Origin of the sequence: Amycolatopsis solani, from assembly GCF_033441515.1 — a bacterium.
Lineage (GTDB): Bacteria > Actinomycetota > Actinomycetes > Mycobacteriales > Pseudonocardiaceae > Amycolatopsis > Amycolatopsis solani.
The window spans coordinates 1,164,257-1,187,595 of the sequence record NZ_JAWQJT010000003.1 but is presented as its reverse complement, the minus strand read 5'-3'; the positions used below and the strand labels follow the sequence as shown (position 1 = coordinate 1,187,595).

Genomic DNA, 23,339 nt, shown 5'->3' with positions numbered 1-23,339 from the left:
ATGGGCGGAATCGAGTTCCTCAAGGGGCACGGCACGCAGAACGACTTCGTGCTGCTCCCCGATCCGGCGGGCCGCCTCGAGCTGACCGAGGCGAGGGTCGCCGCGCTGTGCGACCGCCGCCGCGGCCTCGGGGCCGACGGCGTGCTCCGCGTCGTCCGCGCCGCCGCGCTCGACGAGCCGTCCGCGGGCGAGTGGTTCATGGACTACCGCAACGCCGACGGGTCGATCGCGGAGATGTGCGGCAACGGCACGCGCGTCTTCGCCCGCTACCTCGTCGAAGCGGGCCTGGAGACCGCGGGCGAGTTCGTCATCGGCACCCGCGCCGGCGACCGCCCGCTGGTGGTGCACCCGGACCGCTCGGTGACCGTGCAGATGGGCCCGGCGACGATCACCGGCACGTCGGTCACGGTGGTGGCCGGCCGTCCGTTCTCCGGCGTCGCGGTGAACGTCGGCAACCCGCACCTGGTGTCGGTGCTCGACGACGACGTCGCGGACCTCGACCTGCGCGACCAGCCCGACTTCGACCACGACGTCTTCCCGCACGGGGTGAACCTCGAGTTCGTCAACCGCCTCGGCGAAGGCGCGCTGCGGATGCGCGTGCACGAACGCGGGGTGGGGGAGACGCGGGCGTGCGGCACCGGCACGGTCGCCGCGGTGGCGGCCGCCTTCCACCTGGCGGGCACCGACACCGGATCATCCACTGTGGACATCCCGGGCGGCCGGGTCGAGGTCACGGTGTCGCGGGGCGCGTCGACGCTGTCGGGCCCGGCGGAGATCGTGGCCCGCGGCGAGATCGACGAAGCCTGGTGGGCCGCCGCCGGTTCCTGACGGCGGCCCCGCAGCCTAGATCTTCGCTTCCACCGCGAACTCGCCTTCGCGCGTCTCCACCGAAGTGATCGCACCCGCGACGCGGATGTCCGCCTGGATGTCCGCGAACCGGGCCAGCAGCTCCGCCGGGCCGGTCACGGTCAGCGTCTCGACGGCGGTCCGCATCGACACCTTGGCGTCCGTCTTCGCCCGGCGCACCGCCGCGATCACCTCGCCGGCCAGCGCGAGCAGCTCCGGGTCGCCTTCGACGGCCGGGGGAGCGGGCCACGAAGCCCGGTGCACCGACCCCTCCCGCCACCACGACCAGACCTCCTCGGTCGCGAACGGCAGGAACGGCGCGAACAGCCGCAGCACCGCCGACAGCGCCGTCACCAGCGCCGCCTGCGCGGATTCAGCGGCCGCCGGGCCGAGGTCGCCGTACGCGCGGCCCTTCACCAGCTCGACGTAGTCGTCGCAGAAGGTCCAGAAGAACGTCTCCGTGACCTGCAGCGCCCGCGCGTAGTCCAGGGCCTCCAGGGCCGCCGTGGCCTGGGAGACGACCGTCGCCAAGGATGCCAGCAGCGCCCGGTCCAGCGGTTCGGTGGCGACCGCGTCACCCGGCGGCACCCCCAGGCCCAGCGCGAACCGGCTCGCGTTGAGCAGCTTCGTCGCCAGGCGGCGGCCGACCTTCATCTGGCCTTCGTCCACCGCGGTGTCGACCCCCGGCCGCGCGCTCGCGGCCCAGTAGCGGACCGCGTCCGAGCCGAAGCGCTCCAGCAGGTCGACCGGGGTCGTCGCGTTGCCCTTGGACTTCGACATCTTCTTGCGGTCGGGGTCGAGCACCCAGCCCGCGATCGACGCCGCCCGCCACGGCAGCACGCCGTGTTCCAGCTCCGCGCGCACCGCCGTCGAGAACAGCCAGGTGCGGATGATCTCGTGCGCCTGCGGTCGCAGGTCCATCGGGAACACGCGGGAAAACAGGTCGTCGTCGAGGGTCCACCGGCCGACGATCTGCGGCGTCAGCGACGACGTCGCCCAGGTGTCCATCACGTCGGCTTCGGCGACGAAGCCGCCGGGCACCCCGCGCTGGTCCTCGGTGAATCCCGGTGGGACGTCGCTGCTCGGGTCCACGGGCAGCGCGTCCGGCAGCAGGCGGGCGTCGTAGTCCGGCTCGCCGTGCGCGTCGAGGCGGTACCACAACGGGATCGGCACACCGAAGAAGCGCTGACGGCTGACCAGCCAGTCGCCGGCCAGGTTCTCGACCCACGACGAGTACCGCACCTTCATGTGCTTCGGCACCCAGTTCAGTTCCTCGCCGCGGGCCAGCATCTTCGCCCGGAACGCCTCGTCGTTGCCGCCGTTGCGCAGGTACCACTGCCGGCTCGCGACGATTTCCAGGGGCTTGTCGCCCTTTTCGTAGAACTTCACCGAGTGCGTGATCGGCCGCGGTTCCCCCTGGAGGGCGCCGGCTTCGCGCAGCAGCCGCACCATGATCTCGCGTCCGGTGTGGACGGTCTTGCCCACCAGCGGCGCGTACGCCTCCGCCGGCACGCCGTGCGGCGCGTCGGGCAGGAACCGGCCGTCGCGGCCCAGCACCACCCGCGTCGCCAGGCGCAGCTCCCGCCACCACGTGACGTCGGTGGTGTCGCCGAACGTGCACACCATCGCGATGCCGCGGCCCTTCTCCGGGTCCGCGAGGTGGTGCGCCACCACCGGCACCTCGACGCCGAACACCGGCGTCCGCACGGTCTTCCCGAACAGCGGCTTGAACCGTTCGTCGTCCGGGTGCGCCACCAGTGCGACGCACGCGGGCAGCAACTCGGGCCGGGTCGTCGCGATCACGACGTCGGCGCCGCCGGGGCCGGTGAACGCGAGGTCGTGGAAGGCACCCCGGCGTTCGCGGTCCTCCAGCTCGGCCTGGGCCACGGCGGTGCGGAACGACACGTCCCAGAGCGTCGGCGCCTCGGCCTGGTAGGCCTCGCCGCGCTCGAGGTTGCGCAGGAATGCGCGCTGCGAGATCAGCCGCGAGTCGTGCCCGATCGTCTGGTAGGTCATCGTCCAGTCGACCGACAGCCCGAGCTGCCGCCACAGTTCCTCGAAGACCTTTTCGTCGGTCACGGTCAGCGTTTCGCACAGTTCGACGAAGTTGCGCCGCGAGATCGCGACCACGTCCTTGCCCGGTTTCTCCGGGGCGCGGAAGTCCGGGTCGTAGGGCAGCGACGGCTCGCAGCGGACGCCGAAGTGGTTCTGCACCCGGCGTTCGGTCGGCAGGCCGTTGTCGTCCCACCCCATCGGGTAGAACACCTCGAACCCGCGCATCCGCTTGAACCGCGCCACCACGTCGGTCTGGGTGAAGGAGAAGACGTGCCCGATGTGCAGCGACCCGCTGACCGTCGGCGGCGGCGTGTCGATCGAGTAGACCTCTTCGCGGGTCTTCGTCCGGTCGAAGCGGTAGGCGCCGGTGGCTTCCCATACGGGTACCCACTTGGCCTCCAGACCGTCGACACCGACCTTGTCCGGGACTCGCGGGCGCTCGTATGGGGTATTCATGAAGCAACTCTAGGCGGCCTCGGAACCGGTTTTCGCTTCGGTCGGCAGGTCGCGCATGTGCCGCAGCGGCGAGCACACGACCCACAGCGCCGCGGCCGCCTCCCCGGCCACCGCGATCCAGATCGCCCCGCGCAGCCCGAGCCCTTCCCCGAGCGCGCCGCCCAGCAGCCCGCCGAGCGGGATCGTGCCCCAGACGACGAACCGCGCACTCGCGTTCATCCGGCCGAGCAGCCGGTCGGGGCAGATCGCCTGCCGGTAGGAGACCGAGGCGACGTTGTAGACGATCACGCCGAACCCGAACACCACCGAGCCGGCCGCGGCGAGCACCAGCCGCCAGCCCGGAGCGGCCGGCGGGACCAGCAGGTGCGCGGGCCAGGTGAGCAGGGGGACGAGCCAGATCGCGCGGGCTTGGCCGATCCGCCGCGTGAGGGCACCGGAGGCGATCGCGCCGGTGATGCCGCCCGCGCCGCCCATGGCCAGCACCACGCCGACGACGGCGGGGGAGAGACCGACGGTACGCGTCAGGAACAGCACCTGGACGGCGGTGAAGGCGCCGTTGAAGAGGTTCGCCGTCGCCGTGCAGGCCACGCTGGCCCGCAGCGGCTTGTCCGAGAAGACGAACCGCAGGCCCTCCGCGATCCGCGGCAGCAGCCGGGCGTGTCCGGCGGGTTCGGGCTCCGGCTCGACGGCGCGGATGCGCAGCAGGCACAGCGCCGACGTGAGGTAGCCGAAGGCGGTGATGAGCACCGTGCTCGCCGCGCCGGCCAGCTGGACCAGCACGCCCGCGCCGCTCGGGCCGGCGATGTGCGCGACCGACTGGACGGCCTGCAGCTTCGCGTTGCCCTCCAGAAGGCGCTCGCGGCCGACGAGCGAGGGCAGGTACGACTGGTAGGCGATGTCGAAGAACACCGTCGCGACGCCGACGAGCAGCACGACGACCAGCAGCTGGGCGAGCGTCAGCACCCCCGCCCACCAGGCGAGCGGCACGGTGAGCAGCAGGGCGAAGCGGGCGAAGTCGGCGGTGAGCATGACGCGGCGGCGGCGCAGCCGGTCGACCCACACCCCGGCGGGCAGCCCGATCAGCAGGAACGCGACCGTCTCGGCCGCGGTCAGCAGGCCCATCTCGAACGGTGTCGCGGCCAGCGTCACCGCCGCGAGCAGCGGAATGGCGGTGTAGCCGACGGCGGTCCCGAACTGGCTGGCCGTGTCGGCGGCCCAGAGCCGGCGAAAGTCGGCGTGGCGGAAAAGTGACCCCCTGTGCATGGTCCCCGAGTGTGCCGCGAGTGATTGGAAAGTGTCAATCACTGTTCGCTCTAGGCTGTACGCGTGCCCGCTGAGAAACGACGTGTCGCGACCGAAGCCGAGGCCGCCGCGCTGGCCTCCGGAATACGGCTGCGCATCATCCGGTTGACCTTCTCGGAGGCGCTGACGAACAAGGAGCTGGCCGAAAGGCTGGGCCGGGACCCCGCGACGACCCTGCACCACGTGCGCAAGCTCGTCGAGACCGGCTTCCTGGCCGCGCAGCCGCCGCGTCGCGGAGCCCGGGGCGCGAAAGAAATTCCGTACCTTTCGACGGGACTTTCGTGGACACTCGACTCATGCGGTGACAAGGACGTGGAACAGGCGGTGCTCGAGGCCTATCTGGCCGAGATCGCCGACACCGGATTCGAGGGCGTGCACCAGTCGCGCCTGGTCGTCCAGGTGGCCCCCGAGGAGCGAGCGGAGCTGGAAAGCCGGCTCAACGCCCTGCTCGAGGAGTTCCGCGCGCGCCCCCGCCGTCCCGGCGCGGAGCGCACCGCGGTCTACCTCGCCACCTATCCCAGCACGTAAAAGTTCGGTTCCCGCGGCGAAACGTGGGAACATGGAGGCACGATGACAGAACTGACACACACCGAAGACCACGACGACGACCTGTACGACGGAGACCCGTCGACAGGTGAGATGGAGCTCGAAGACCGGGCGTCGCTGCGCCGGGTCAGGGGACTGTCCACGGAGCTCGAGGACGTCACCGAGGTCGAGTACCGGCAACTGCGGCTCGAACGCGTCGTGCTGGTCGGCGTGTGGACCGAGGGCACGGCCCTGCAGTCCGAGGCGTCGCTGGCCGAGCTGGCGCGCCTGGCCGAGACAGCGGGCTCGGAGGTCCTCGAAGGCCTCATTCAGCGGCGTCCGAAGCCGGACCCGGCCACCTACATCGGTTCGGGCAAGGTCAAGGAGCTGCGGGACATCGTCGGCTCCACCGGCGCCGACACCGTGATCTGCGACGGCGAGCTCTCGCCGGGCCAGCTGCGGCAGCTCGAGGAGAAGGTCAAGGTCAAGGTCATCGACCGGACCGCCCTGATCCTCGACATCTTCGCCCAGCACGCCCGGTCCAAGGAGGGCAAGGCGCAGGTCGAGCTGGCCCAGCTGCAGTACCTGATCCCGCGGCTGCGCGGGTGGGGTGCGTCGCTGTCCCGGCAGGCCGGTGGCCGCGCCGGTGGCGCGAACGGCGGCGTGGGCCTGCGCGGTCCCGGTGAGACCAAGCTCGAGACCGACCGGCGGCGGATCAACAAGCGCGTGGCGAAGCTGCGTCGCGAGATCGCCGCCATGGACACCATCCGCGAGACCAAGCGCGGGCGGCGGCTGGCCAACGAGGTGCCCAGCGTGGCGATCGTCGGCTACACCAACGCCGGCAAGTCGAGCTTGCTCAACGCGCTGACCGGGGCCGGGGTGCTGGTGGAGGACGCGCTGTTCGCCACCCTCGACCCGACCACGCGGCGCGCGCAGACCGCGGACGGGCGCGGCTACACGCTGACCGACACCGTCGGGTTCGTGCGGCACCTGCCGCACCAGCTGGTGGACGCGTTCCGCTCGACGCTGGAGGAGGCCGCGGACGCGGACCTGCTGCTGCACGTGGTGGACGGGGCCGACCCGGCACCGGAGGAGCAGGTCAGCGCCGTGCGCGAGGTGCTCGGCGAGATCACCCGCAAGCGCAAGGAGCCGCTCCCGCCGGAGCTGCTGGTGATCAACAAGATCGACGCGTCCGACGAGGTCAGCCTCGCCCGGCTGCGGCACGCGCTGGCCGGCTCGGTCCAGGTCTCGGCGCGGACCGGGGCGGGCATCGCCGAACTCGTCGAGGTGCTCGCCGACCGCCTGCCTCGGCCGGAGGTCACCGTCGAGGTCCTCGTGCCCTACACGCGCGGCGAACTGGTCGCGCGGGCGCACGCGGACGGCGAAGTCCTCGAAGAGGAGCACGTCGAGGACGGCACGCGCCTGCTGGTGCGGGTCCGCCCGGACCTCGCCGCGGCTTTGCGCGAGTACGAGACCAACTCGACCAGGGCCTGACACGTCTCCGTAGTGTGCGAACCACCGGGGTTCGCACACTACGGAGGTGGCTGGGTGCGCTGGGTTGTCGCGTTGGTCTTCTTGGCCGTGTTCGGCGGGTCGGTGCCCGCTTCGGCGGCCGAGACGCCACAGCCGTTTTGCACGATGAAGGACTCGCGCATCGGCGAGCTGTCCGGCCTGGTCTCCGACGGCTCGAAGTTCTACGCGATCAACGACGGCGGCACCAAGGTGCAGGTGTTCGTGCTCGGGCGGGACTGCAAGGTGCAGAAGGTCCTCACGGACAAGACCGACCCCTTCGACGTCGAGGACCTCGCCCGCACGCCGGACGGGACGCTGTGGCTGTCGGACACCGGCGACAACCAGAAGGGGCGGCTCACGGTCGCCCTGCTGGAGATGAGCCCCGACGGCAAGGTGAAGCTGCACCGCCTCACCTACCCCGACGGCCAGCACGACACCGAAGCGCTGCTGATGGACAAGTCGGGGACGCCGTACCTGATCACCAAGGACATCCTGGGCGAGGCTCGCGTGTACCGGCCTTCCGGGCCGCTGGCGAGCCCGGGACCGACCAACCTGGAGAAGGTCGGCTCGCTGAAGATCGAGACGACGGACACCCAGGGCGGCCCGGTCGGGTCGATCGGCTCGGTGCTGGTCACCGGCGGCGCCTCGATGGCCGACGGCAGTGTCGTCGCGCTGCGGACGTACACGGACGCCTATGTGTACGCGGCTCCGGACGGGGATCTTCTGGCCGCGCTGCAGCGCAATCCGGTCCGGATCCCGTTGCCGGGGGAGAAGCAGGGCGAAGCGATCGCGTTCGACCCCGACGGGACGCTGGTTTCCGGCAGCGAAGGCGTGGGCCAGCCCCTCCGCACGGTGCGGGGCGCGGCGGCTCTGGCCGCGCAGTCCGGCGCACCGGCGGAGGGGACGACCTCGACCGGCACCGGCGCGTCGTCCGGCTCGGCGGGGGACGGGGCCGGGCTCCCCGTCCTGCCCGCGGCCGGGATCACGCTCGCGGTGGTCGGCGTCGGCTGGTTCGGCTTCAGCAAGCTGCGTCGCCGTTCTCGCCGCTGACTTTCGGCTCCCCACGGCCGAAAATCAGCCGATCCGGTGAACCTCCCGGGCCGTGCGAAAGCCCGGGAGCACCTTCCTAAAGGCGGCGGAGCACCGCCACGACCTTGCCGAGCACCGTCGCGTCGTCGCCGGGGATCGGCTCGTACGCCTCGTTGTGCGGCATCAGCCAGATGTGGCCGTTCTTGCGCTTGAACGTCTTGACCGTGGCCTCGCCGTCGATCATGGCCGCGACGATCTCGCCGTTGTCGGCGTCCGGCTGCTGCCGGACCACGACCCAGTCGCCGTCGGTGATGGCCGCGTCGATCATCGAGTCACCGGTGACCTTCAGCAGGAACAGCTCGCCCTCGCCGACGATCTCCCGCGGCAGCGGGAAGACGTCCTCGATGGCCTGCTCGGCCAGCACCGGGCCACCGGCGGCGATCCGGCCGACCAGCGGCACGTACGCCGCCTTCGGCATGACCGGCTGCTGGTCCATCTCGATGCCCATGGGGTTGTCGTCGGTCGCCGAGAGGACGCCGACCGCGCGCGGGCGGTTCGCGTCCCGGCGCAGATAACCCTTGCGCTGCAGGGCACGCAGCTGGTGGGAGACCGACGACGTCGACGTCAGCCCGACCGCTTCGCCGATCTCGCGGACACTGGGTGGATAGCCGAACCGGCTCACCCACGAGCGGATCACGTCGAGGACCTGCTGCTGGCGGACGGTGAGGGTCTCGTCCACGTCGTACACCTCGGGCATGGCGTGCACCTTGCCCGAGCCACCGGGGGACCCACTGGTCCTGCCCGCCTTGTTCTCCTTCGCCACTGCGTCGCCTCCCAGACGTTCGCTGCACGTATCTGCGCGCCGGCCGCCGCCCGCGGGGTGCGGGCAGCCTCGCCGGGCGGCACCTGCCCGGCAGATGCCCTGGTCACCGACGTTAGCCCCCGGGCACGACGATTTCAAACATCTGTTCGATCGACACGCCGTGTCCGCTCGATTTTGTCGGTGGTAGGTGGTAGACCTTCGCACGGGCGTTCGATAGAACGCCTGTTCGACCTTGATCCACGGGCCGGGTACCGGCGCCGGAATCGGGCGGACACCAGGGTTTCGAGGAGGTTCGGATGTCCATTCTGGCCGAACGCGGACCGGCGCGCCCGGCGACTCCGGTCCCGGCGCAGCCCCGCCCCGTGCACGTGCTGCGCGGCCGCCGCGGCGAAGTGCAGCGCCCGCCGACCCGCGCACGGGTCGTCGCGGGCCGCCGCCCGGCGGGCTCGCCCTGCGCGGCACCCCGGCGCGTACCGGTGCGGTGGCCGTGGCTCGCCGCACTCGCCGTCGCGAGCTGCCTGGTGGTCGCCGGCCTCGGCCTGCTGGGTGGCGGCGCTTCGGGGGCCCCGGTGCCCGAGCGCACCGCGACGGTGTCGGTCGAGCAGGGCGACACGCTGTCCTCCCTGGCCGCACGCTTCGCGCCGCAGAGCGAGCCGGGCGCGGTCGTCGCCCGGATCAAGGAGCTCAACCGCCTGGACCAGGCTGTTTTGGTGCCCGGGCTGCCCCTGACGGTCCCGGTCGCCGACGCGCCTTGAGCGGGCTTGCGGCTCGCGGTCCTGGCTGGCGACGCGCCTTGGGTGGGCTTGCCGCTTGCCGGCGCGCCTTGTCCGGGCTTGCTGCTCGCGGTTCCGGCCGCCAGCGCGCCTCGCCCGAGCCTGCCTCTCGCCGTGCTGCTCACCGCCGCGCCGTGATCCGGCCCGCCTTATCCCGTGGTGCCGAATCCACTGCCTAATCCGAGCTGCCCCGAAACGGCGTTACCAACCCGCTCCGGTCTGAGGTCCGCCTCATCGCACGACGCCCGCCAAGATTCACCCGGCCCGGTGAAATCACCGCCCGTGCCGATCTCGAGCCCTCCGTGACGGCTTGCCACGTCGGCGAAACCGGGCCCGGAGTGCTTGAGTCCACTCGCGACGGCAGCCACCGGAACCGGGGTCGCGTCCGCGTCCCCGCCGGGTGGGGACCCGCCGGCTCGGGAAGTCTCACCCGGGTGGGTTCCGACACGGCCCCGCGGCTTGCGCGAGCTCTCCCCGAGTTCTACTCTCGCCCGCTATATGTAGTAGTTACACCGCTGTAGTTGTTCCACAGGTTGGGGTAGACTGGGCAGCAGTTGTCCACAGCTGGCCGTCTTTTACCCACCGGATGTCCACAAGTCGATCACCAGGTGCAGGGGTACCGGGCGGTCGCGGCACGGCCACGCGTGGTGGCCGGGGGACGTCGACCGGGGCGGCGAGCGCGGAGGGGAAGGTGATCGGCGGATGAGGTGCCCGTTCTGCCGGCATGCGGACTCTCGGGTCGTCGACTCCCGAGAGGTGGATGAAGGCCAGGCGATCCGCAGGCGGCGCTCGTGCGCGTCGTGCGGACGGCGGTTCACGACGTCGGAGACGATGGTGCTCGCCGTCGTCAAGCGGTCCGGCGTCACCGAACAGTTCAGCCGGGACAAGGTCGTGAGCGGCGTCCGCCGCGCCTGCCAGGGCAGGCCGGTCGACGACGACGCGCTGCAGCAGCTCGCGCAGCGCGTGGAGGAATCGATCCGCTCCGCCGGTCTGGCGGAGATCCCGAGTCACGAGGTCGGCCTGGCCATCCTGGGCCCGCTGCGTGAGCTCGACGGGGTCGCGTACCTCCGCTTCGCCAGCGTCTACCGCTCCTTCTCGTCGGTCGAGGACTTCGAGAAGGAGATCGCCGATCTTCGTGAGGCCATGGCGGGTTCTGCTGCGCCGGAGGAGAGCGATCAGCGAGCAGGCGGCGAGTAGCCGTCCCGCTGCGGGAGTGAGGGTTCGACCGATGACCGAAACCGTGGGAACCGGGGCCGGCGCGGCCGCCGGCAAGAAGAGCAAGGCAGCCGGCGGGCTGAGCGTGAAGCGCGTCTTCACCACCGAGGGGCAGCACCCCTACGACCAGGTGACCTGGGAACAGCGCGACGTCGTGATGACGAACTGGCGCGACGGCTCGGTCAACTTCGAGCAGCGCGGCGTGGAGTTCCCCGATTTCTGGTCGGTCAACGCCACGAACATCGTCACCAGCAAGTACTTCCGCGGCGCCGTCGGCAGCCCGCAGCGCGAGCGCAGCCTCAAGCAGCTCATCGACCGCGTCGTGAAGACGTACGTCAAGGCCGCCCGCGACCACGGCTACTTCTCCTCGCCGCAGGACCTCGAAATCTTCGAGCACGAGCTCACCTGGATGCTGCTGCACCAGGTCTTCAGCTTCAACTCCCCGGTCTGGTTCAACGTCGGCACGGCCTCGAAGCAGCAGGTCTCGGCGTGCTTCATCCTCGCCGTCGACGACACGATGGAGTCGATCCTCAACTGGTACCGCGAGGAGGGCCTCATCTTCAAGGGCGGCTCCGGCGCCGGCCTGAACCTCTCGCGCATCCGCTCCTCGAAGGAGCTGCTGACCTCCGGCGGCACCGCGTCCGGCCCGGTCTCGTTCATGCGTGGCGCCGACGCGTCCGCGGGCACCATCAAGTCCGGCGGCGCCACCCGGCGCGCGGCGAAGATGGTCGTGCTCGACATCGACCACCCGGACATCGAGGAGTTCGTCCAGACGAAGGCCCGCGAAGAGGAGAAGATCAAGGTCCTCCGCGACGCCGGGTTCGACATGGACCTCTCCGGCGCGGACATCTCCTCGGTGCAGTACCAGAACGCGAACAACTCGGTCCGCGTGTCCGACGAGTTCATGCAGGCGGTCGAGAACGGCACCGATTTCGGCCTGCGTGCCCGGCTCACCGGCGAGGTCATCGAGCGCACCGACGCGAAGAAGCTGTTCCGCGGCGTCGCGCAGGCCGCGTGGGAGTGCGCCGACCCCGGCATCCAGTACGACGGCACGATCAACGACTGGCACACCTGCCCGGAGTCCGGCCGGATCACCGCGTCGAACCCGTGCAGCGAGTACATGCACCTCGACAACTCGAGCTGCAACCTCGCCTCGCTGAACCTGCTCAAGTTCGTCACGCCCGAGGGCACCTTCGACGCGCCGCTGTTCGCGCGCGCCGTCGAGTTCGTCATCACCGCGATGGACGTCTCGATCTGCTTCGCGGACTTCCCGACCGAGCCGATCGCCGACACCACGCGGAAGTTCCGCCAGCTCGGCATCGGCTACGCCAACCTCGGCGCGCTGCTGATGGCGCTGGGCCACGCGTACGACTCCGAAGGCGGCCGCGCCCTCGCGGCGGCGATCACGTCGCTGATGACTGGCGTGTCCTACCGCCGTTCGGCGGAGATGGCCCAGGTCGTCGGCGCGTACGAGGGCTACGCGCGCAACGCCGAGTCGCACCAGCGCGTGATGCGCAAGCACGCGGCGGCGAACGAGCTCGTCCGCACCTACCACTCGAACGACGCCGCCGTCCGCGCGCTGGCGACGCAGGAGTGGAAGAAGGGCATCGACATCGGCACGAAGCACGGCTGGCGCAACGCGCAGGCGTCCGTGCTCGCGCCCACCGGCACCATCGGCTTCATGATGGACTGCGACACCACCGGCATCGAGCCGGACTTCTCGCTGGTGAAGTTCAAGAAGCTCGTCGGCGGCGGCTCGATGCAGATCGTCAACCAGACCGTGCCGCGCGCGCTGGAGGCGCTGGGCTACCCGACCGAGCAGGTCGAGGCGATCGTCGAGTTCGTCGCGCAGAACGGCCACGTCGTCGACGCGCCGGGGCTGCGTCCCGAGCACTACGAGGTGTTCGACTGCGCCGTCGGCGAGCGCTCGATCGCGCCGATGGGCCACGTCCGGATGATGGCGGCGGTGCAGCCGTTCCTGTCCGGCGCCATCTCCAAGACGGTCAACATGCCGGAGTCGGCGACGGTCGAAGAGGTCGAGGAGATCTACTTCCAGGGCTGGAAGCTCGGCCTCAAGGCCCTCGCGATCTACCGCGACAACTGCAAGGTCGGCCAGCCGCTGTCGACGGCCAAGAAGGACAAGGCCGTCGCGGAGCCGGAGAAGGTCGTCGAGTACCGGCCGGTGCGCAAGCGCCTGCCGAAGAAGCGCCCGAGCCAGACGGTGTCCTTCACGGTCGGCGGCGCGGAGGGCTACCTGACGGCGGGCTCCTACCCGGACGACGGCCTCGGCGAGATCTTCGTCAAGCTGGGCAAGCAGGGCTCGACCCTGGCCGGCGTGATGGACGCGTTCTCGATGTCGATCTCGGTCGGCCTCCAGCACGGCATCCCGCTGGAGTTCTACGTCTCGAAGTTCTCGAACCTGCGCTTCGAGCCGGCCGGCATGACCGACGACCCGGACATCCGCATCGCGACGAGCGTGATGGACTACCTGTTCCGCAGGCTGGCGCTGGACTACCTGCCGCAGGAGAAGCGCGCCCAGCTGGGCATCCTGTCGGCGGACGAGCGCTCGGCGGAGGTCGAGGCGAGCTACGGCACGCCGGACCTCGAAGCCCTGCGGTCCACAGTGGACTCCTCACCGGAGCCGCACGCGGAGGAACCGGAGCACCCCCACCGCGAAGCCCAGACGACGACGGAGCTGATGGAGCTCCGCCTCGGCAAGGCGGCGGACGCCCCGCTGTGCATGACGTGCGGCACGAAGATGCGCCCGGCCGGCTCGTGCTACGCCTGCGAAGGCTGCGGCGCGACTTCGGGTTGTAGCTGACAATCCGGGTGGCGGGACGCGCGTCCCGCCACCCGGCCCGCGGGCAGGTGTGTACGGACTATTCGGTCCGGTGCGCGGAGGCGAGGGTGGCGATCGCGCGCGTGATCTCGAACCGCTCGGCCGCGCCCAGCCGGTCGTAGATGGCCAGGGCCTGGTGGAAGTAGTCGTGGGTCGCGGTCGTGTCGCCGAGGTCGGCGGCGCACCAGCCGAGGCCTGCGAGCGCCCGCGCTTCTTCGAGGGGAGTGCTGATCCCTCGCGCGACCTCGAGCGCCATCTCGTGCTGGGCCTGGGCGTCTCGCGGGTTCCCGGAAGCGAGTAGCAGTGTGCCTTTGTGGTTGAGCGTCTCCGCGACCCCCAGGTGCTGACCGAGCATCCGGTAGAGGGCGAGCGCGCGGTCGTGGGATGCCGTCGCGGCCGCGAAGCTCTCCGTCGTCGCCTGAGCGGCACCGAGCTCGTTGAGGGCGATGGCCTGGCCGATGCGATCGCCCGAGTTCCTCGCGATGGCCAGCGCTTCCTGGTGGGCTTCGATCGCTTCGGCCGGCTTTCCTCTCGCCCGCAACGCCGTGCCCAGGTTGTTGAGGGTGAGGGCTTGGTGGAACCCGTCGCGGAGATCGCGGTAGACGTCCAAGGCCCGCGCGTGGAGTTCGATCGCAGCGGTGTAGTCGCCCGTCATCCGTTTCGCCACGCCGAGTTCGTTGACGGCGTCGGCTTGGCCGGTCCGGTCCTTGAGCGCGGTGTAGATGTCCAAGGCGCTGCTGTGCGCCGATATCGCCTCGGTGTATTCGCCCTTGACGAGCCGGATGATGCCCAGTTCGTTGAGTGCGCAAGCCTCGTCGGTGCGGTCTTTGAGCCTGCGGGACAACGAAAGCGCCTTCGTGTACGCGTCCGCCGCTTGGGCGTACTCGTCGGTCTGCCGCCACGCCCGCCCGAGCTGGATCAGCGTGCCCACCTGGCCGAGCTCGTGAGCCAGGCGATCGTAGATCTCGAGGGCCTGGGACAGCGCGGAAATCGCCGCCGGGTATTCGGCCCTCCGGTGCTGGGCTCGCCCGATGCGGTGCAGGGCGTCGGCGGTGTGGAGGTCGTCGCCCAGGCCACGGGCCGCTGTCGCGGCGTCGTGGTGCAGGACGACGGCCTGGTCCCAGGGCCCCACGACGTCCAGGAACGCCGCCGTCGCGGCCGCCAGGCCGATTACCTGCTCCGGCAGGGCGTGGGCGGCGGCGTGCCGCGCGCAGGCGAGCAGGTTGGCCGACTCGGTGTGCATCCACTTCCAGGCCGCGTCGCGCGTGGCCGGCGCAAGGGTGCCCGGCCGGCCATGGGTCCGCGGCTCGGCCCGGGGTGCGTCCCGCATCAGGTCCTGGGTGATGAACTGGTCCGCGGCGGTCGCCGCGCTCTTGTAGTGGTCGAGCAGCCGGCCGACCGCTCGGTCTCGGTCGCCGGAGGTCTCGTCGCCGACCAGGGTGCGCGAATACTCGCGGACCAGGTCGTGCATGCGATAGCGCTCGGGCGCGGTCTCGTTGAGCAGGTGGTCGTTGTACAGGTTGTCGAGGTGCGTCCGGGCGTCGTCAACCGGGATATCGGCGAGCGCCGCGGCGCTGGTGGCTTCGAATTCGGTTCCGGGGTGCAGGCTGATGTAGCGGAAGAAGCGCTGCCGGTCCGCCCGCAGGTTGCGGTACGAAAGGTGGAAGGCGGCGGTCACTGCCACTTCTTCGGCGTGGGTCTGGCGGATGACCCAGTCGTGCGACTCGTGCAGCTTTCCGGCCAGATCCTCGATGGTCCACATCGGGTGGTCGCGCAGCCGTCCGGCCAGCAGGGAGATGGCCAGCGGGAGGTGACCGCACGAGCGGATCACGTCGGCCAGCACGTCCGACTGCGGCCCGAGCACCTCGCGTCGCGAAAGGCTGGTGAAGAGGTCGGCTGCTTCGCGCGCGGGCAACGTGTCCAGGGAGAGCGTAATGGTCGTGTCGAGTGCCGTCAGCCGGCGCCGGCTGGTCACGAGGACCAGGCAGCCCGGCGTCGCGGGCAGCAGCGGCTCGACTTGCCGGTGGCTGTCCGCATCGTCCAGCACCAGCAGCACGCGCTTGCCTGCGACCCGGTCGCGCCACATGGCGGCTCGGGAGTCGAGGTCGGCGGGAAGGTGCTGGGCGTCGACCCCGACCATGGTGAGCAGGGAAGCCAGCGCGTCGGTGGGGTTGACCGGCGTCTGCCCCGGCGTGTGGGCGTGCAACCGCAGGAACAGCTGGGCGTCCGGGAACCAGTCGACCAGCTGGTGGGCCGCGTGGATGGCGAACGAAGTCTTGCCGATCCCCGCCATCCCGTCGATCGCCTGGATGCCGACGACCTGCTGCCCACCCTCTTCGCGGGCGGCGGCGGCCAGCCTGCTCAGCTCATCGGCCCGCCCCGTGAACGACGCCGTGTCGCGCGGGAGCGTCCACGTGCTCGCCACTTCGCTCCTGGACCGCTGAACCGGGATCTTGCCTCGCCGCTCGTCCGCGACGGGCTGGTCCGGCAGGCAGAACCAGCCGATGGTGCTGGTCTCTTTAACCTCGACCGGAAGCCGCTGATAGCTCGCGGGGTGGGCGCCCGGGCAGTGCCGGACCACATCTTCGAAGAACCAGCCGGAGACGACCATGGCCAGGACGCCGGGTGAATCGGCGAGCGCGTCGCGCAACGGCGCCGAATCGATGAGCCGGAATGTCAGGTTGATCGCTGCGCCCGCGAAACCATGGTCGTCGAAATGGATCTCGCCCGCGTGCAGGGCCACCCGCAGCCGAATCCGTGCTTCCGGGGCGTGCCGGCCGTTGTGTTCCCGCAGCGCCGCGATCAGTTGTCCGGGGAGTGTTTCCGCGAACAGGGATTTCGGCTGGTCCGGCGGGGCGAGAATCATTACGCCGTCACCGCAGTCATCGGCTTCGCACATGTCCCACGTGAGCCCGGCCCGGGTGAACGCGATTTTCAAGATCTCATACATGCCGTGCCGCACGGCGAGCCGGTGGTCGTTCGTCCGATGCGCGTTTCCGTACCCTTCGACGTCCACGACGAGGATGGTGCGGTGCACAGCCGATCTTGAACGCGTCATCGCACCTCCCTCGAGGGCCGGGCGAAACCGTGTTCCCGAAGGACCAGCATCCCCAACCCGCCCGGGTCGGTGCAACCCGACGGTCTTCCAAAACCCGCACCGATCTCCGTGAAAACCGCACACGAACCCCACTGTGTCACGGCACTATCGAACTGATGACGGACGAACACTGGCTCCACGACTTCGAAACCGAGGCCGAACGCCGCAGCCGGCGCGAAGATCCGCCCTGGGCGCAGGGTGCCCGCCTGCACCCCGACGTCGCCAAGAGCGTCCAGCGGTTCCAGGTCGGCGAGGCCGGCGACGGCGCCAACCTCATCGCGAAAGCCGGCGACGGCGACTACCTCGCCGCCGTGCGGCTGTTCGTCGCCGAAGAACAGAACCACGCGCGGATGCTCGCCGAGCTGCTGGCCGCCGCTGGGGTGCCGACTATTCCGAACCACTGGTCCGACGCCGTGTTCGTCCGGCTGAGGCGGGCGCTCGGGCTGCGGCTGGAACTCATGGTGCTGCTCATCGCCGAGGTCGTCGCGCTGCGGTACTATCGCGCCTTGCGCGACGGCACGACCGACCCCCTGGTGACCCAGGTCGCGGCCCGCATCCTCGCCGACGAGGAGCGCCACGTCCCGTTCCACTGCCACCGCCTCCGTATCGGCTTCACCCGCTTCCCCAAGCCGGTGCGCGCGGTGGTGTTCGGCGCTTGGCGGGTGCTCCTGATCGGCGTGGCGGTGACGGTGGCGGCGGACCACGGCCCGGCCCTGCACCGCCTCGGGGTCGGGAGACGGGTGTTCGTGGCGGACGTGCTCACGGCGTTCGAATCCGCGCTCGCGCGACTCCGCGGCACCGCCTGAAGCGGGCCCGGCCGCGCGGGCTCGTCGAGGTAAACCGGTGGGCACCCGCGTCCGCCGGGTCTATCGTTCGGCTCCGGCGGACATCGAGGGGGGACAGCGGGATGCGGCTTGCCGGGCAGGAACGGCGGATGCTGGTCAGCACCGCGCGGTGGGCGGGTGCGGATCACCGCGTGCTTCGCCCGGCGCGCCCGATCGCCCACGGCCTCTTGTCCGAAAGCCGGTTCGGGGCGGATCTCTCGGTCGACCCGGCCGCGTCCGTGGACTTCGCGTTCGCGTGGTGGCTGGCGGCGCGCTCGCCACACAGCATCGTCCACCTCCCGTTGCGGACGAGCGCGATCCGCTGCGAGCAAGAGCCCGACGGCAGGCGGCTCGACCTGGTGCTGCTGCACCACAGCCTGGGTTTCCCGGCGTCGCGGTGGAAAGGACTCCGCGCGCGTCTTCGCCCGCCCGCGGTGCACAAGGTGACACTGCCGTCGCGGCCGTTCCGCGCGCTCCGGCGTGCGGAGCACGAACGGCGGCACTACCAGGAGTTCCGCGACCACCTCCGCTGGGAGATCACGGCCGACACGTTGTTCGTCACCGGCAGCCGGCACGCGTTCGAACTCGAGGGCGACGAGGTGCGCGCTCTGGTCGAAGACAGTCCATCCCGGCTCGCCGAGGACCCCGGCGCCCACTGTTGCGCGGAAATCGGCCTGGGCACCCGGAGTCCATATCCGCGCCGCAACCCCATGGCGTTGCTGCACGTCGAGTGCTGCACCAGCCACTCGGCACCGACCGGTGGACACCTCAGTCCGTCTCCAGCAGGACGGCCAGTCCTCGCAACGTCGCTGTGAACCGCGCCGGCGAGACGCCCCGGGACAGCTGGTGCAGGAACAGCTCCGGCGCCAGCGGTGCCAGCAGCACGTCCGCCAGCACGTCGGGATCCGCTGCCCCCGCCGCCTCCGCCAGGACCCGCACGTGCGTGCGCCAGAACCCGTACGCGCCGGTCGTGAACCGCGAGTGGCCGACCTCCGCGCCCAGCACCAGGTGCGCGTGCCGCTCCAGCAGTTCCACCATCGCCTCGTAGAACGCCGTCAGCCGCGACGCCGGGGGAGCGCCCGGGCCCAGTGGGGGCTCGCCGCGCAGCAACGACTCCTGCAGGCGGCGCTCGTGCTCGTCCAGCAGCGCCACCGCGATCGCCGCGCGGTCCGGGTAGCGGCGGTACAGCGTGCCGCGGCCGACGCCGGCCGCCTGGGCGATGTCCTCCATCGTCACCTCGGCCGCGCCGCGGGCGGTGAACAGCCGCTCGGCCGCCGCCAGGATCTTGGCGCGGTTGCGGGCGGCGTCGGCGCGTTCGGGCATGGGCGCGAGCCTAGGGAATAAGCGGACGAGGTGTCCAGTTGAGCGGAAGTGGACAAGGCGTCCACTTGAGGAGGAACCGTGACCCACCTGCTGCACCTCGACTCCAGCGCCCGCCGCCGGTCGTTCTCCCGCGAACTCTCCGCCCGCTACGCCGCCGCCTGGAACGGCACCCGCACCTACCGCGACCTCGCCGCCGACCCGGTGCCGGTGATCGGCGAGGCCTGGACCGAGATCTGCGACGCCCTGCTCGCCGCCGGGATCACCGACCCGGCGCGCTACGCCGAAGTCGTCACGACGCCCGGGCAGAAGCAGGCCTGGGCCGTCGTCGAGCCGCTCCTGGCCGAGCTGCTCGAAGCCGACGTCGTCCTGATCGGCGCGCCGATGTACAACTTCTCGATCCCGGCCGCGCTCAAGACGTGGATCGACCAGGTGACGTTCCCGCGGATGTCGCTGAAGGGCACAGCGTTCGTGATCGCCGGCGCCCGCGGCGGGACGTACGCCGAAGGCACCCCGCGAGCCCCCTTCGACCACCACGAGCGGTACCTGCGGGACTTCATCGCCGGGCACTACGACGTCGACGACATCCGGTTCGTGCACGCCGAGCTGACCAACGCCCTCGTCGATCCGCACCTCGCCCCGCGCGACGGCGAGCGAAAAGCGTCGCGCGAAGCCGCGTTGAAGGCGCTCTGATGGGCTGGGTGACACTCGTCTTCGCCGGGCTCGTCGAGATCGCCTGGTCGCAGAGCATCAAACCGACGGAGAACTTCACCCGGCCGTGGCCGACGCTCCTGTGCTTCGTGCTCGGCGCGGCCGCCGTCTACCTGCTCTCGCGCGCGATGGACACCGTCCCGGTGGGCACGGCCTACGCCGTGTTCACCGGGATCGGCGCCGTCGGGGCGATCGTGCTCGGCGTCGTCGTGAACAAGGACCCGCTGAGCGCCGGCCGGGCGGCCGCGCTGGCCCTGATCGTCGGCGGCGTCGTGCTCGCGCGCGTCACTTCGTGAGCTGCTCCCACAGGAACTCGAAGACCAGCGCCCACTTGAAGGCCAGCTGCTCGTTGTCCGCCGCGGCGCCGTGGCCGCCTTCGATGTTCTCGTGATACCGGACGTCGTGCCCCTGCTCACGCATCCGCGCCACCATCTTGCGGGCGTGGGCGGGGTGCACGCGGTCGTCGCGCGTCGACGTCACGAACAGCGACGGCGGGTACGCGCGTCCACTGTGGACGTTCTGGTACGGGGAGTACTTCGCGATGTACTCCCATTCCGCGGCCTCGTCCGGATCGCCGTACTCGGCCATCCACGACGCGCCGGCCAGCAGCAGGTGGTAGCGGCGCATGTCCAGCAGCGGCACCTGGCTGACGATCGCGCCGAACCGCTCCGGGTAGCGCGTCAGCATGACGCCTATCAGCAGGCCGCCGTTGCTGCCGCCCTGGATCCCCAGCCGCGACGGCGTCGTGATGCCCCGCGACACGAGATCCGCGGCCACCGCGGCGAAGTCCTCGTAGACGCGGTGGCGTTCGGCCTTGATCGCCTGCGTGTGCCAGCCGGGCCCGTACTCGCCGCCGCCGCGGATGTTCGCGACGACGTACGTGCCGCCGCGCGAGAGCCAGCCGCGGCCGATCATCCCGCTGTAGGACGGCGTCAGCGAGACCTCGAAGCCCCCGTAGCCGGTCAGCAGCGTCGGGCCGCCCTCCGCACCCGACGGCCGGACGACGAAGTACGGGATCTTCGTGCCGTCCTCCGACGTCGCGAAGTACTGCGCGACGCTCATGCCCGACGCGTCGAAGAACGCCGGAGCCTGCTTCAGCACTTCGACCTCCTCGCCGACGTGGCCGTAGCTCAGCGTCGACGGCTGCAGGAAGCCGCTGGAGTTGAGCAGGTACTCGTCGCTGACGTCGGGATCGGTGTCGAAGATGTCGGCGCTGCCGAACTCCGGCCCGCCGGACAGGGGCTCCTCGGTCCAGCCGTCCGGGCCGGGCGTCAGGGTGCGCAGCTCCGTGCGGACGTCGCGCAGCGTGCCCAGCAGCAGGTGGTTGCGCGTCCAGGCCCAGTAGTCGAGCGAGGTGTGCTCGTCTGGCGTGAACAGCGTGGCGAAGGCGCGGTCGCCGGCCAGGAAGGCGTCGAAGCGGATGCCGATCAGCGAGCCGGCGGGGTGCTCGGTGCCGCCGACCGTCCACGCCGTGCGCGGCCGGACCAGCAGCCATTCGCGGTGCACGGACGCGCTCGCGTCGTCGGGCACGTCGATCTTGACCAGCGCATCAGGCGTGCGCAGGTACAGCTCCGAGCGGTAGAAGTCGATCGCGCGGCTGACGAAGTCGCGTTCGAAGCCTTCGGTCGGGTCGTGGGACGCGCCGATCGAGACGTCGTCGGGCTTGCCTTCGTAGACCGTGACGGCCTCGGCCAGCGGGGTCCCGCGCCGCCACTCCTTCGAGAGCCGGGGGTAGCCGGAGCTGGTCAGCGTGCCGGGGCCGAAGTCCGTTCCGATGTAGACGCGGTCCTCGTCGATCCAGCCGATCCGCGTCTTCGCCTCCGGGACGGTGAAGCCGTCCTCGACGAACTCGTGCGCGTCGAGGTCGAACTCGCGCACGACGGTGGCGTCCGCGCCGCCGCGGGACAGCTCGACCAGGCCGCGCCGGTAGCCCGGCCGCAGCACGGTGGCGCCCTGCCAGACCCAGTTCTCGCCCTCGGCCTCGGCCAGCGCGTCGACGTCGAGCAGCAGCTCCCAGTCGGGCTCGGCCTGCCGGTAGGACTCGAGCGTCGTCCGCCGCCACAGGCCGCGCGGGTGGCTCGCGTCCTGCCAGAAGTTGTAGAGGTACTCGCCGCGGCGGCGCACGTACGGGATCCGGTCGTCGGCGTCCAGCACTTCGCGCAGCTCGTCACGCACCTCGGCGAAGCGCGCTCCGGTGGTCAGCTCGGCCAGCGTTTCGCCGTTGCGGGCGCGCACCCAGTCCAGCGCGTCTTCGCCGGTCACGTCTTCCAGCCACAGGTACGGGTCCTCGACACTCATGCCCCCAGTCTTGCCCGAGCCCGGCCCGCCCGGCCACCGGGTGGCGTTTTCGTTTCGTGATCCCTGCCTCCCGGGTCGTCCGTATGCTGGTGCCACCGAGCAGGGGGAGAGCGTGAACGACGACGGAGAGCCCGGTCCGCCGGGACCCGCTTGGGCGCCGGAGCCGAACCCGTGGGCCCCGAACTGGGCCGCCGCACCGCCCGTCCCGATCGCCCCGCCGCACCACCGGCTCTGGGGCGCCGTCGGCGGGGTACTGATCGTCGTGCTGACCATCTCCCTGATCGCGGCCACCATTCCGCGGCGGGTCGACGGGCGCGCTTTCGCCGCCCAGGGCGCGGACACCGGCCGTGCCTACAGCGGCGGCACGGAGGTGAAGCCGGTGCCGGAGCTGGCCCGCAACCCGCTGCTGTCCGACGGCATCACGCCCGGGCCGGCGACGTGCGCGCTGCCCGACCTCGGCCGCTCCGCCGACCAGCTCGAGGCGTACTACGGCAGGCTTGCCGACTGCCTGGCGGAGTCCTGGCGCCCGGCCCTGGAGAAGGCGAACGAGCCGAGGCTGATCGTCACGGTCTCGGTGAAGCTGCCCGAACACAGCGCGTGCGGCGCCGCGCCGACCGAGAACGAAGCCGTCGCCTACTACTGCGGCGGCGACACGACGATCTACGCCCCGACCGACTGGATGCTGGCGGACGCCGGGCTCAACAAGGCCCGGCACATCGCGACGATCGCCCACGAATACGGCCACCACGTGCAGCGCGAGAGCGGCATCCTGTCGGCGGCGGCGGACAAGATGACGTCGCCGGACGAGGACAGCGCGGCCGACAAGGAGGTCGTGCGCCGGATCGAGCTGCAGGCCAACTGCTTCGGCGCGCTCTTCCTGGCGGCCGTCGCCGGCACGGGCTCGATCAGCCGGTCGCTGGCGAACGCCGCCGTCGCCGACTACGGCCGGGCCAACGACAGCGACACCCACGGCTCCCGCAAGCACCAGCTGTCCTGGGCGAAGGCGGGCTACGACGGCAAGACGACGAAGGCGTGCGACACCTGGAGCGCCCCGGTCGCCGAGGTCAGCTGACTGTCCACGCGGGATCCCGGCCCAGCAGGGCCAGGAACCGGTCGAGCTCGCTCGCGTCCGCGGGGACCTCGACGCTGCGGGCGAACGAGTTGTTCTGTTCGCGGCCTTCGTCCGGGATCCGCTCGGCCAGCTTGAGGGCGACGTGCACGGCCTCGGCGTCCGGCTCGTAGGGCAGGCCCAGCGCGCGGGCCAGGTCCCAGCCGTGCGCGACGGTGTCCACCAGGTGCATGTGGGCGGCGATCGGGCCGGGGAACGTGCCGAAGTGGTTGATCGTGAGCTGCCGCGCCAGCACGGCGTCGTCGGCGAAGGCGTCGAGGAAGTCGTCGACGGACGCCTGGTAGGCGCCGGGGGCGTCGTCGCCGAGCTCGCCGGCGTCCCAGTCCGGCGCCGAGCCCTCGCGGGCGGCGGTCGCGAAGGCGTGGTTCTCGCTGACCTGGTGGCGGAGCAGGTCGGCCAGGGTCCAGCCCGCGCACGGCGTGGGGCGGGTGAGGTCGGCGGGGGTCACGGCGGCGACGATCTTGTCGAGGACGAGCAGCGCGCGGCGGTCGAGTTCGCGGAGATCCATGCTTCGCACGCTAGGCGGGCCAGCGGACCACGAACAGTGCCAAATCTGCGGCACTTCTGGTGGGCCAATCTAGACTG

19 protein-coding genes are annotated in these 23,339 nt (G+C 71.0%); 12 read left to right on the top strand and 7 right to left on the bottom strand.

The genetic code is table 11. The features are described from left to right. Positions 1-828: a diaminopimelate epimerase gene (dapF, locus tag SD460_RS38095; RefSeq protein ID WP_290058948.1), complete on the top strand. Its 828-nt coding sequence runs from the start codon at positions 1-3 to the stop codon at positions 826-828. A 15-nt stretch (positions 829-843) separates the two neighbouring features. Here dapF and valS read toward each other — a convergent pair whose 3' ends face one another. Both valS and SD460_RS38085 read right to left on the bottom strand, forming a co-directional pair. After that, positions 844-3,357, bottom strand: a complete 2,514-nt coding sequence (gene valS, locus SD460_RS38090) for a valine--tRNA ligase (protein ID WP_318307440.1) — start codon at positions 3,355-3,357, stop codon at positions 844-846. A gap of 9 nt (positions 3,358-3,366) precedes the next feature. Then, on the bottom strand, positions 3,367-4,620 hold the full coding sequence (locus SD460_RS38085) for an MFS transporter (RefSeq protein ID WP_290058946.1): 1,254 nt from the start codon (positions 4,618-4,620) through the stop codon (positions 3,367-3,369). 63 nt (positions 4,621-4,683) lie between these two features. On the opposite strand from SD460_RS38085, the gene SD460_RS38080 reads away from it, so the two are divergent. The 3 genes from SD460_RS38080 to SD460_RS38070 are packed head-to-tail and all read left to right on the top strand — an operon-like array spanning position 4,684 to position 7,746. Then, entirely contained in the window at positions 4,684-5,187 is a 504-nt protein-coding gene (locus tag SD460_RS38080; protein ID WP_290058945.1) for an ArsR/SmtB family transcription factor, read from the top strand. Between the two features lie 42 nt (positions 5,188-5,229). Next, a complete protein-coding gene (gene hflX / locus SD460_RS38075; protein ID WP_290058944.1) occupies positions 5,230-6,678 on the top strand; it encodes a GTPase HflX in 1,449 nt (482 codons plus the stop codon). Between the two features lie 54 nt (positions 6,679-6,732). Beyond that, positions 6,733-7,746 carry an esterase-like activity of phytase family protein gene (locus SD460_RS38070; RefSeq protein ID WP_290058943.1) on the top strand — a complete coding sequence of 338 codons (1,014 nt, stop codon included), beginning with the start codon at positions 6,733-6,735 and terminating at the stop codon, positions 7,744-7,746. Positions 7,747-7,822: 76 nt separating this feature from the next. On the opposite strand, the gene lexA is transcribed toward SD460_RS38070, so the two are convergent. After that, positions 7,823-8,482: a transcriptional repressor LexA gene (gene lexA / locus SD460_RS38065; RefSeq protein ID WP_169735242.1), complete on the bottom strand. Its 660-nt coding sequence runs from the start codon at positions 8,480-8,482 to the stop codon at positions 7,823-7,825. 362 nt (positions 8,483-8,844) lie between these two features. Between lexA and SD460_RS38060 the strand changes: the two genes are divergently transcribed. From SD460_RS38060 to SD460_RS38050, 3 genes are all read left to right on the top strand, one after another. After that, positions 8,845-9,303 (top strand): LysM peptidoglycan-binding domain-containing protein, encoded by a 459-nt coding sequence (locus SD460_RS38060; RefSeq protein ID WP_318307439.1) that lies wholly within the window; start codon positions 8,845-8,847, stop codon positions 9,301-9,303. A 720-nt stretch (positions 9,304-10,023) separates the two neighbouring features. Continuing rightward, positions 10,024-10,518 (top strand): transcriptional regulator NrdR, encoded by a 495-nt coding sequence (nrdR, locus tag SD460_RS38055; RefSeq protein ID WP_290060490.1) that lies wholly within the window; start codon positions 10,024-10,026, stop codon positions 10,516-10,518. A 31-nt stretch (positions 10,519-10,549) separates the two neighbouring features. Next, complete coding sequence (locus SD460_RS38050; protein ID WP_290060491.1) at positions 10,550-13,357, top strand: vitamin B12-dependent ribonucleotide reductase; 2,808 nt, start codon at positions 10,550-10,552, stop codon at positions 13,355-13,357. 58 nt (positions 13,358-13,415) lie between these two features. On the opposite strand, the gene SD460_RS38045 is transcribed toward SD460_RS38050, so the two are convergent. Continuing rightward, entirely contained in the window at positions 13,416-16,433 is a 3,018-nt protein-coding gene (locus SD460_RS38045; RefSeq protein ID WP_318307438.1) for an ATP-binding protein, read from the bottom strand. 155 nt (positions 16,434-16,588) lie between these two features. On the opposite strand from SD460_RS38045, the gene SD460_RS38040 reads away from it, so the two are divergent. Next, positions 16,589-17,278, top strand: coding sequence for a ferritin-like domain-containing protein (locus SD460_RS38040; protein ID WP_290060493.1), 690 nt, complete (start codon positions 16,589-16,591; stop codon positions 17,276-17,278). 101 nt (positions 17,279-17,379) lie between these two features. Further along, complete coding sequence (locus SD460_RS38035; RefSeq protein WP_290060494.1) at positions 17,380-18,111, top strand: hypothetical protein; 732 nt, start codon at positions 17,380-17,382, stop codon at positions 18,109-18,111. Here the strand turns inward: SD460_RS38035 and SD460_RS38030 are convergent. Beyond that, a complete protein-coding gene (locus SD460_RS38030; RefSeq protein WP_290060497.1) occupies positions 18,065-18,619 on the bottom strand; it encodes a TetR/AcrR family transcriptional regulator in 555 nt (184 codons plus the stop codon). The two genes, SD460_RS38035 and SD460_RS38030, sit on opposite strands and share 47 nt — an antisense overlap. 78 nt (positions 18,620-18,697) lie before the next feature. Between SD460_RS38030 and SD460_RS38025 the strand changes: the two genes are divergently transcribed. Both SD460_RS38025 and SD460_RS38020 read left to right on the top strand, forming a co-directional pair. Then, positions 18,698-19,309 carry an FMN-dependent NADH-azoreductase gene (locus tag SD460_RS38025; RefSeq protein WP_290060499.1) on the top strand — a complete coding sequence of 204 codons (612 nt, stop codon included), beginning with the start codon at positions 18,698-18,700 and terminating at the stop codon, positions 19,307-19,309. Beyond that, entirely contained in the window at positions 19,309-19,623 is a 315-nt protein-coding gene (locus SD460_RS38020) for a DMT family transporter (RefSeq protein WP_290060501.1), read from the top strand. The genes SD460_RS38025 and SD460_RS38020 overlap by 1 nt, the downstream gene beginning before the upstream one ends. Here the strand turns inward: SD460_RS38020 and SD460_RS38015 are convergent. Then, positions 19,613-21,625 carry a prolyl oligopeptidase family serine peptidase gene (locus SD460_RS38015; RefSeq protein ID WP_290060502.1) on the bottom strand — a complete coding sequence of 671 codons (2,013 nt, stop codon included), beginning with the start codon at positions 21,623-21,625 and terminating at the stop codon, positions 19,613-19,615. The two genes, SD460_RS38020 and SD460_RS38015, sit on opposite strands and share 11 nt — an antisense overlap. A gap of 112 nt (positions 21,626-21,737) precedes the next feature. On the opposite strand from SD460_RS38015, the gene SD460_RS38010 reads away from it, so the two are divergent. Next, positions 21,738-22,697, top strand: a complete 960-nt coding sequence (locus SD460_RS38010) for a neutral zinc metallopeptidase (RefSeq protein WP_290060504.1) — start codon at positions 21,738-21,740, stop codon at positions 22,695-22,697. On the opposite strand, the gene SD460_RS38005 is transcribed toward SD460_RS38010, so the two are convergent. Beyond that, a complete protein-coding gene (locus tag SD460_RS38005) occupies positions 22,690-23,262 on the bottom strand; it encodes a TIGR03086 family metal-binding protein (RefSeq protein WP_290060506.1) in 573 nt (190 codons plus the stop codon). The two genes, SD460_RS38010 and SD460_RS38005, sit on opposite strands and share 8 nt — an antisense overlap. Positions 23,263-23,339: the final 77 nt, after the last annotated feature.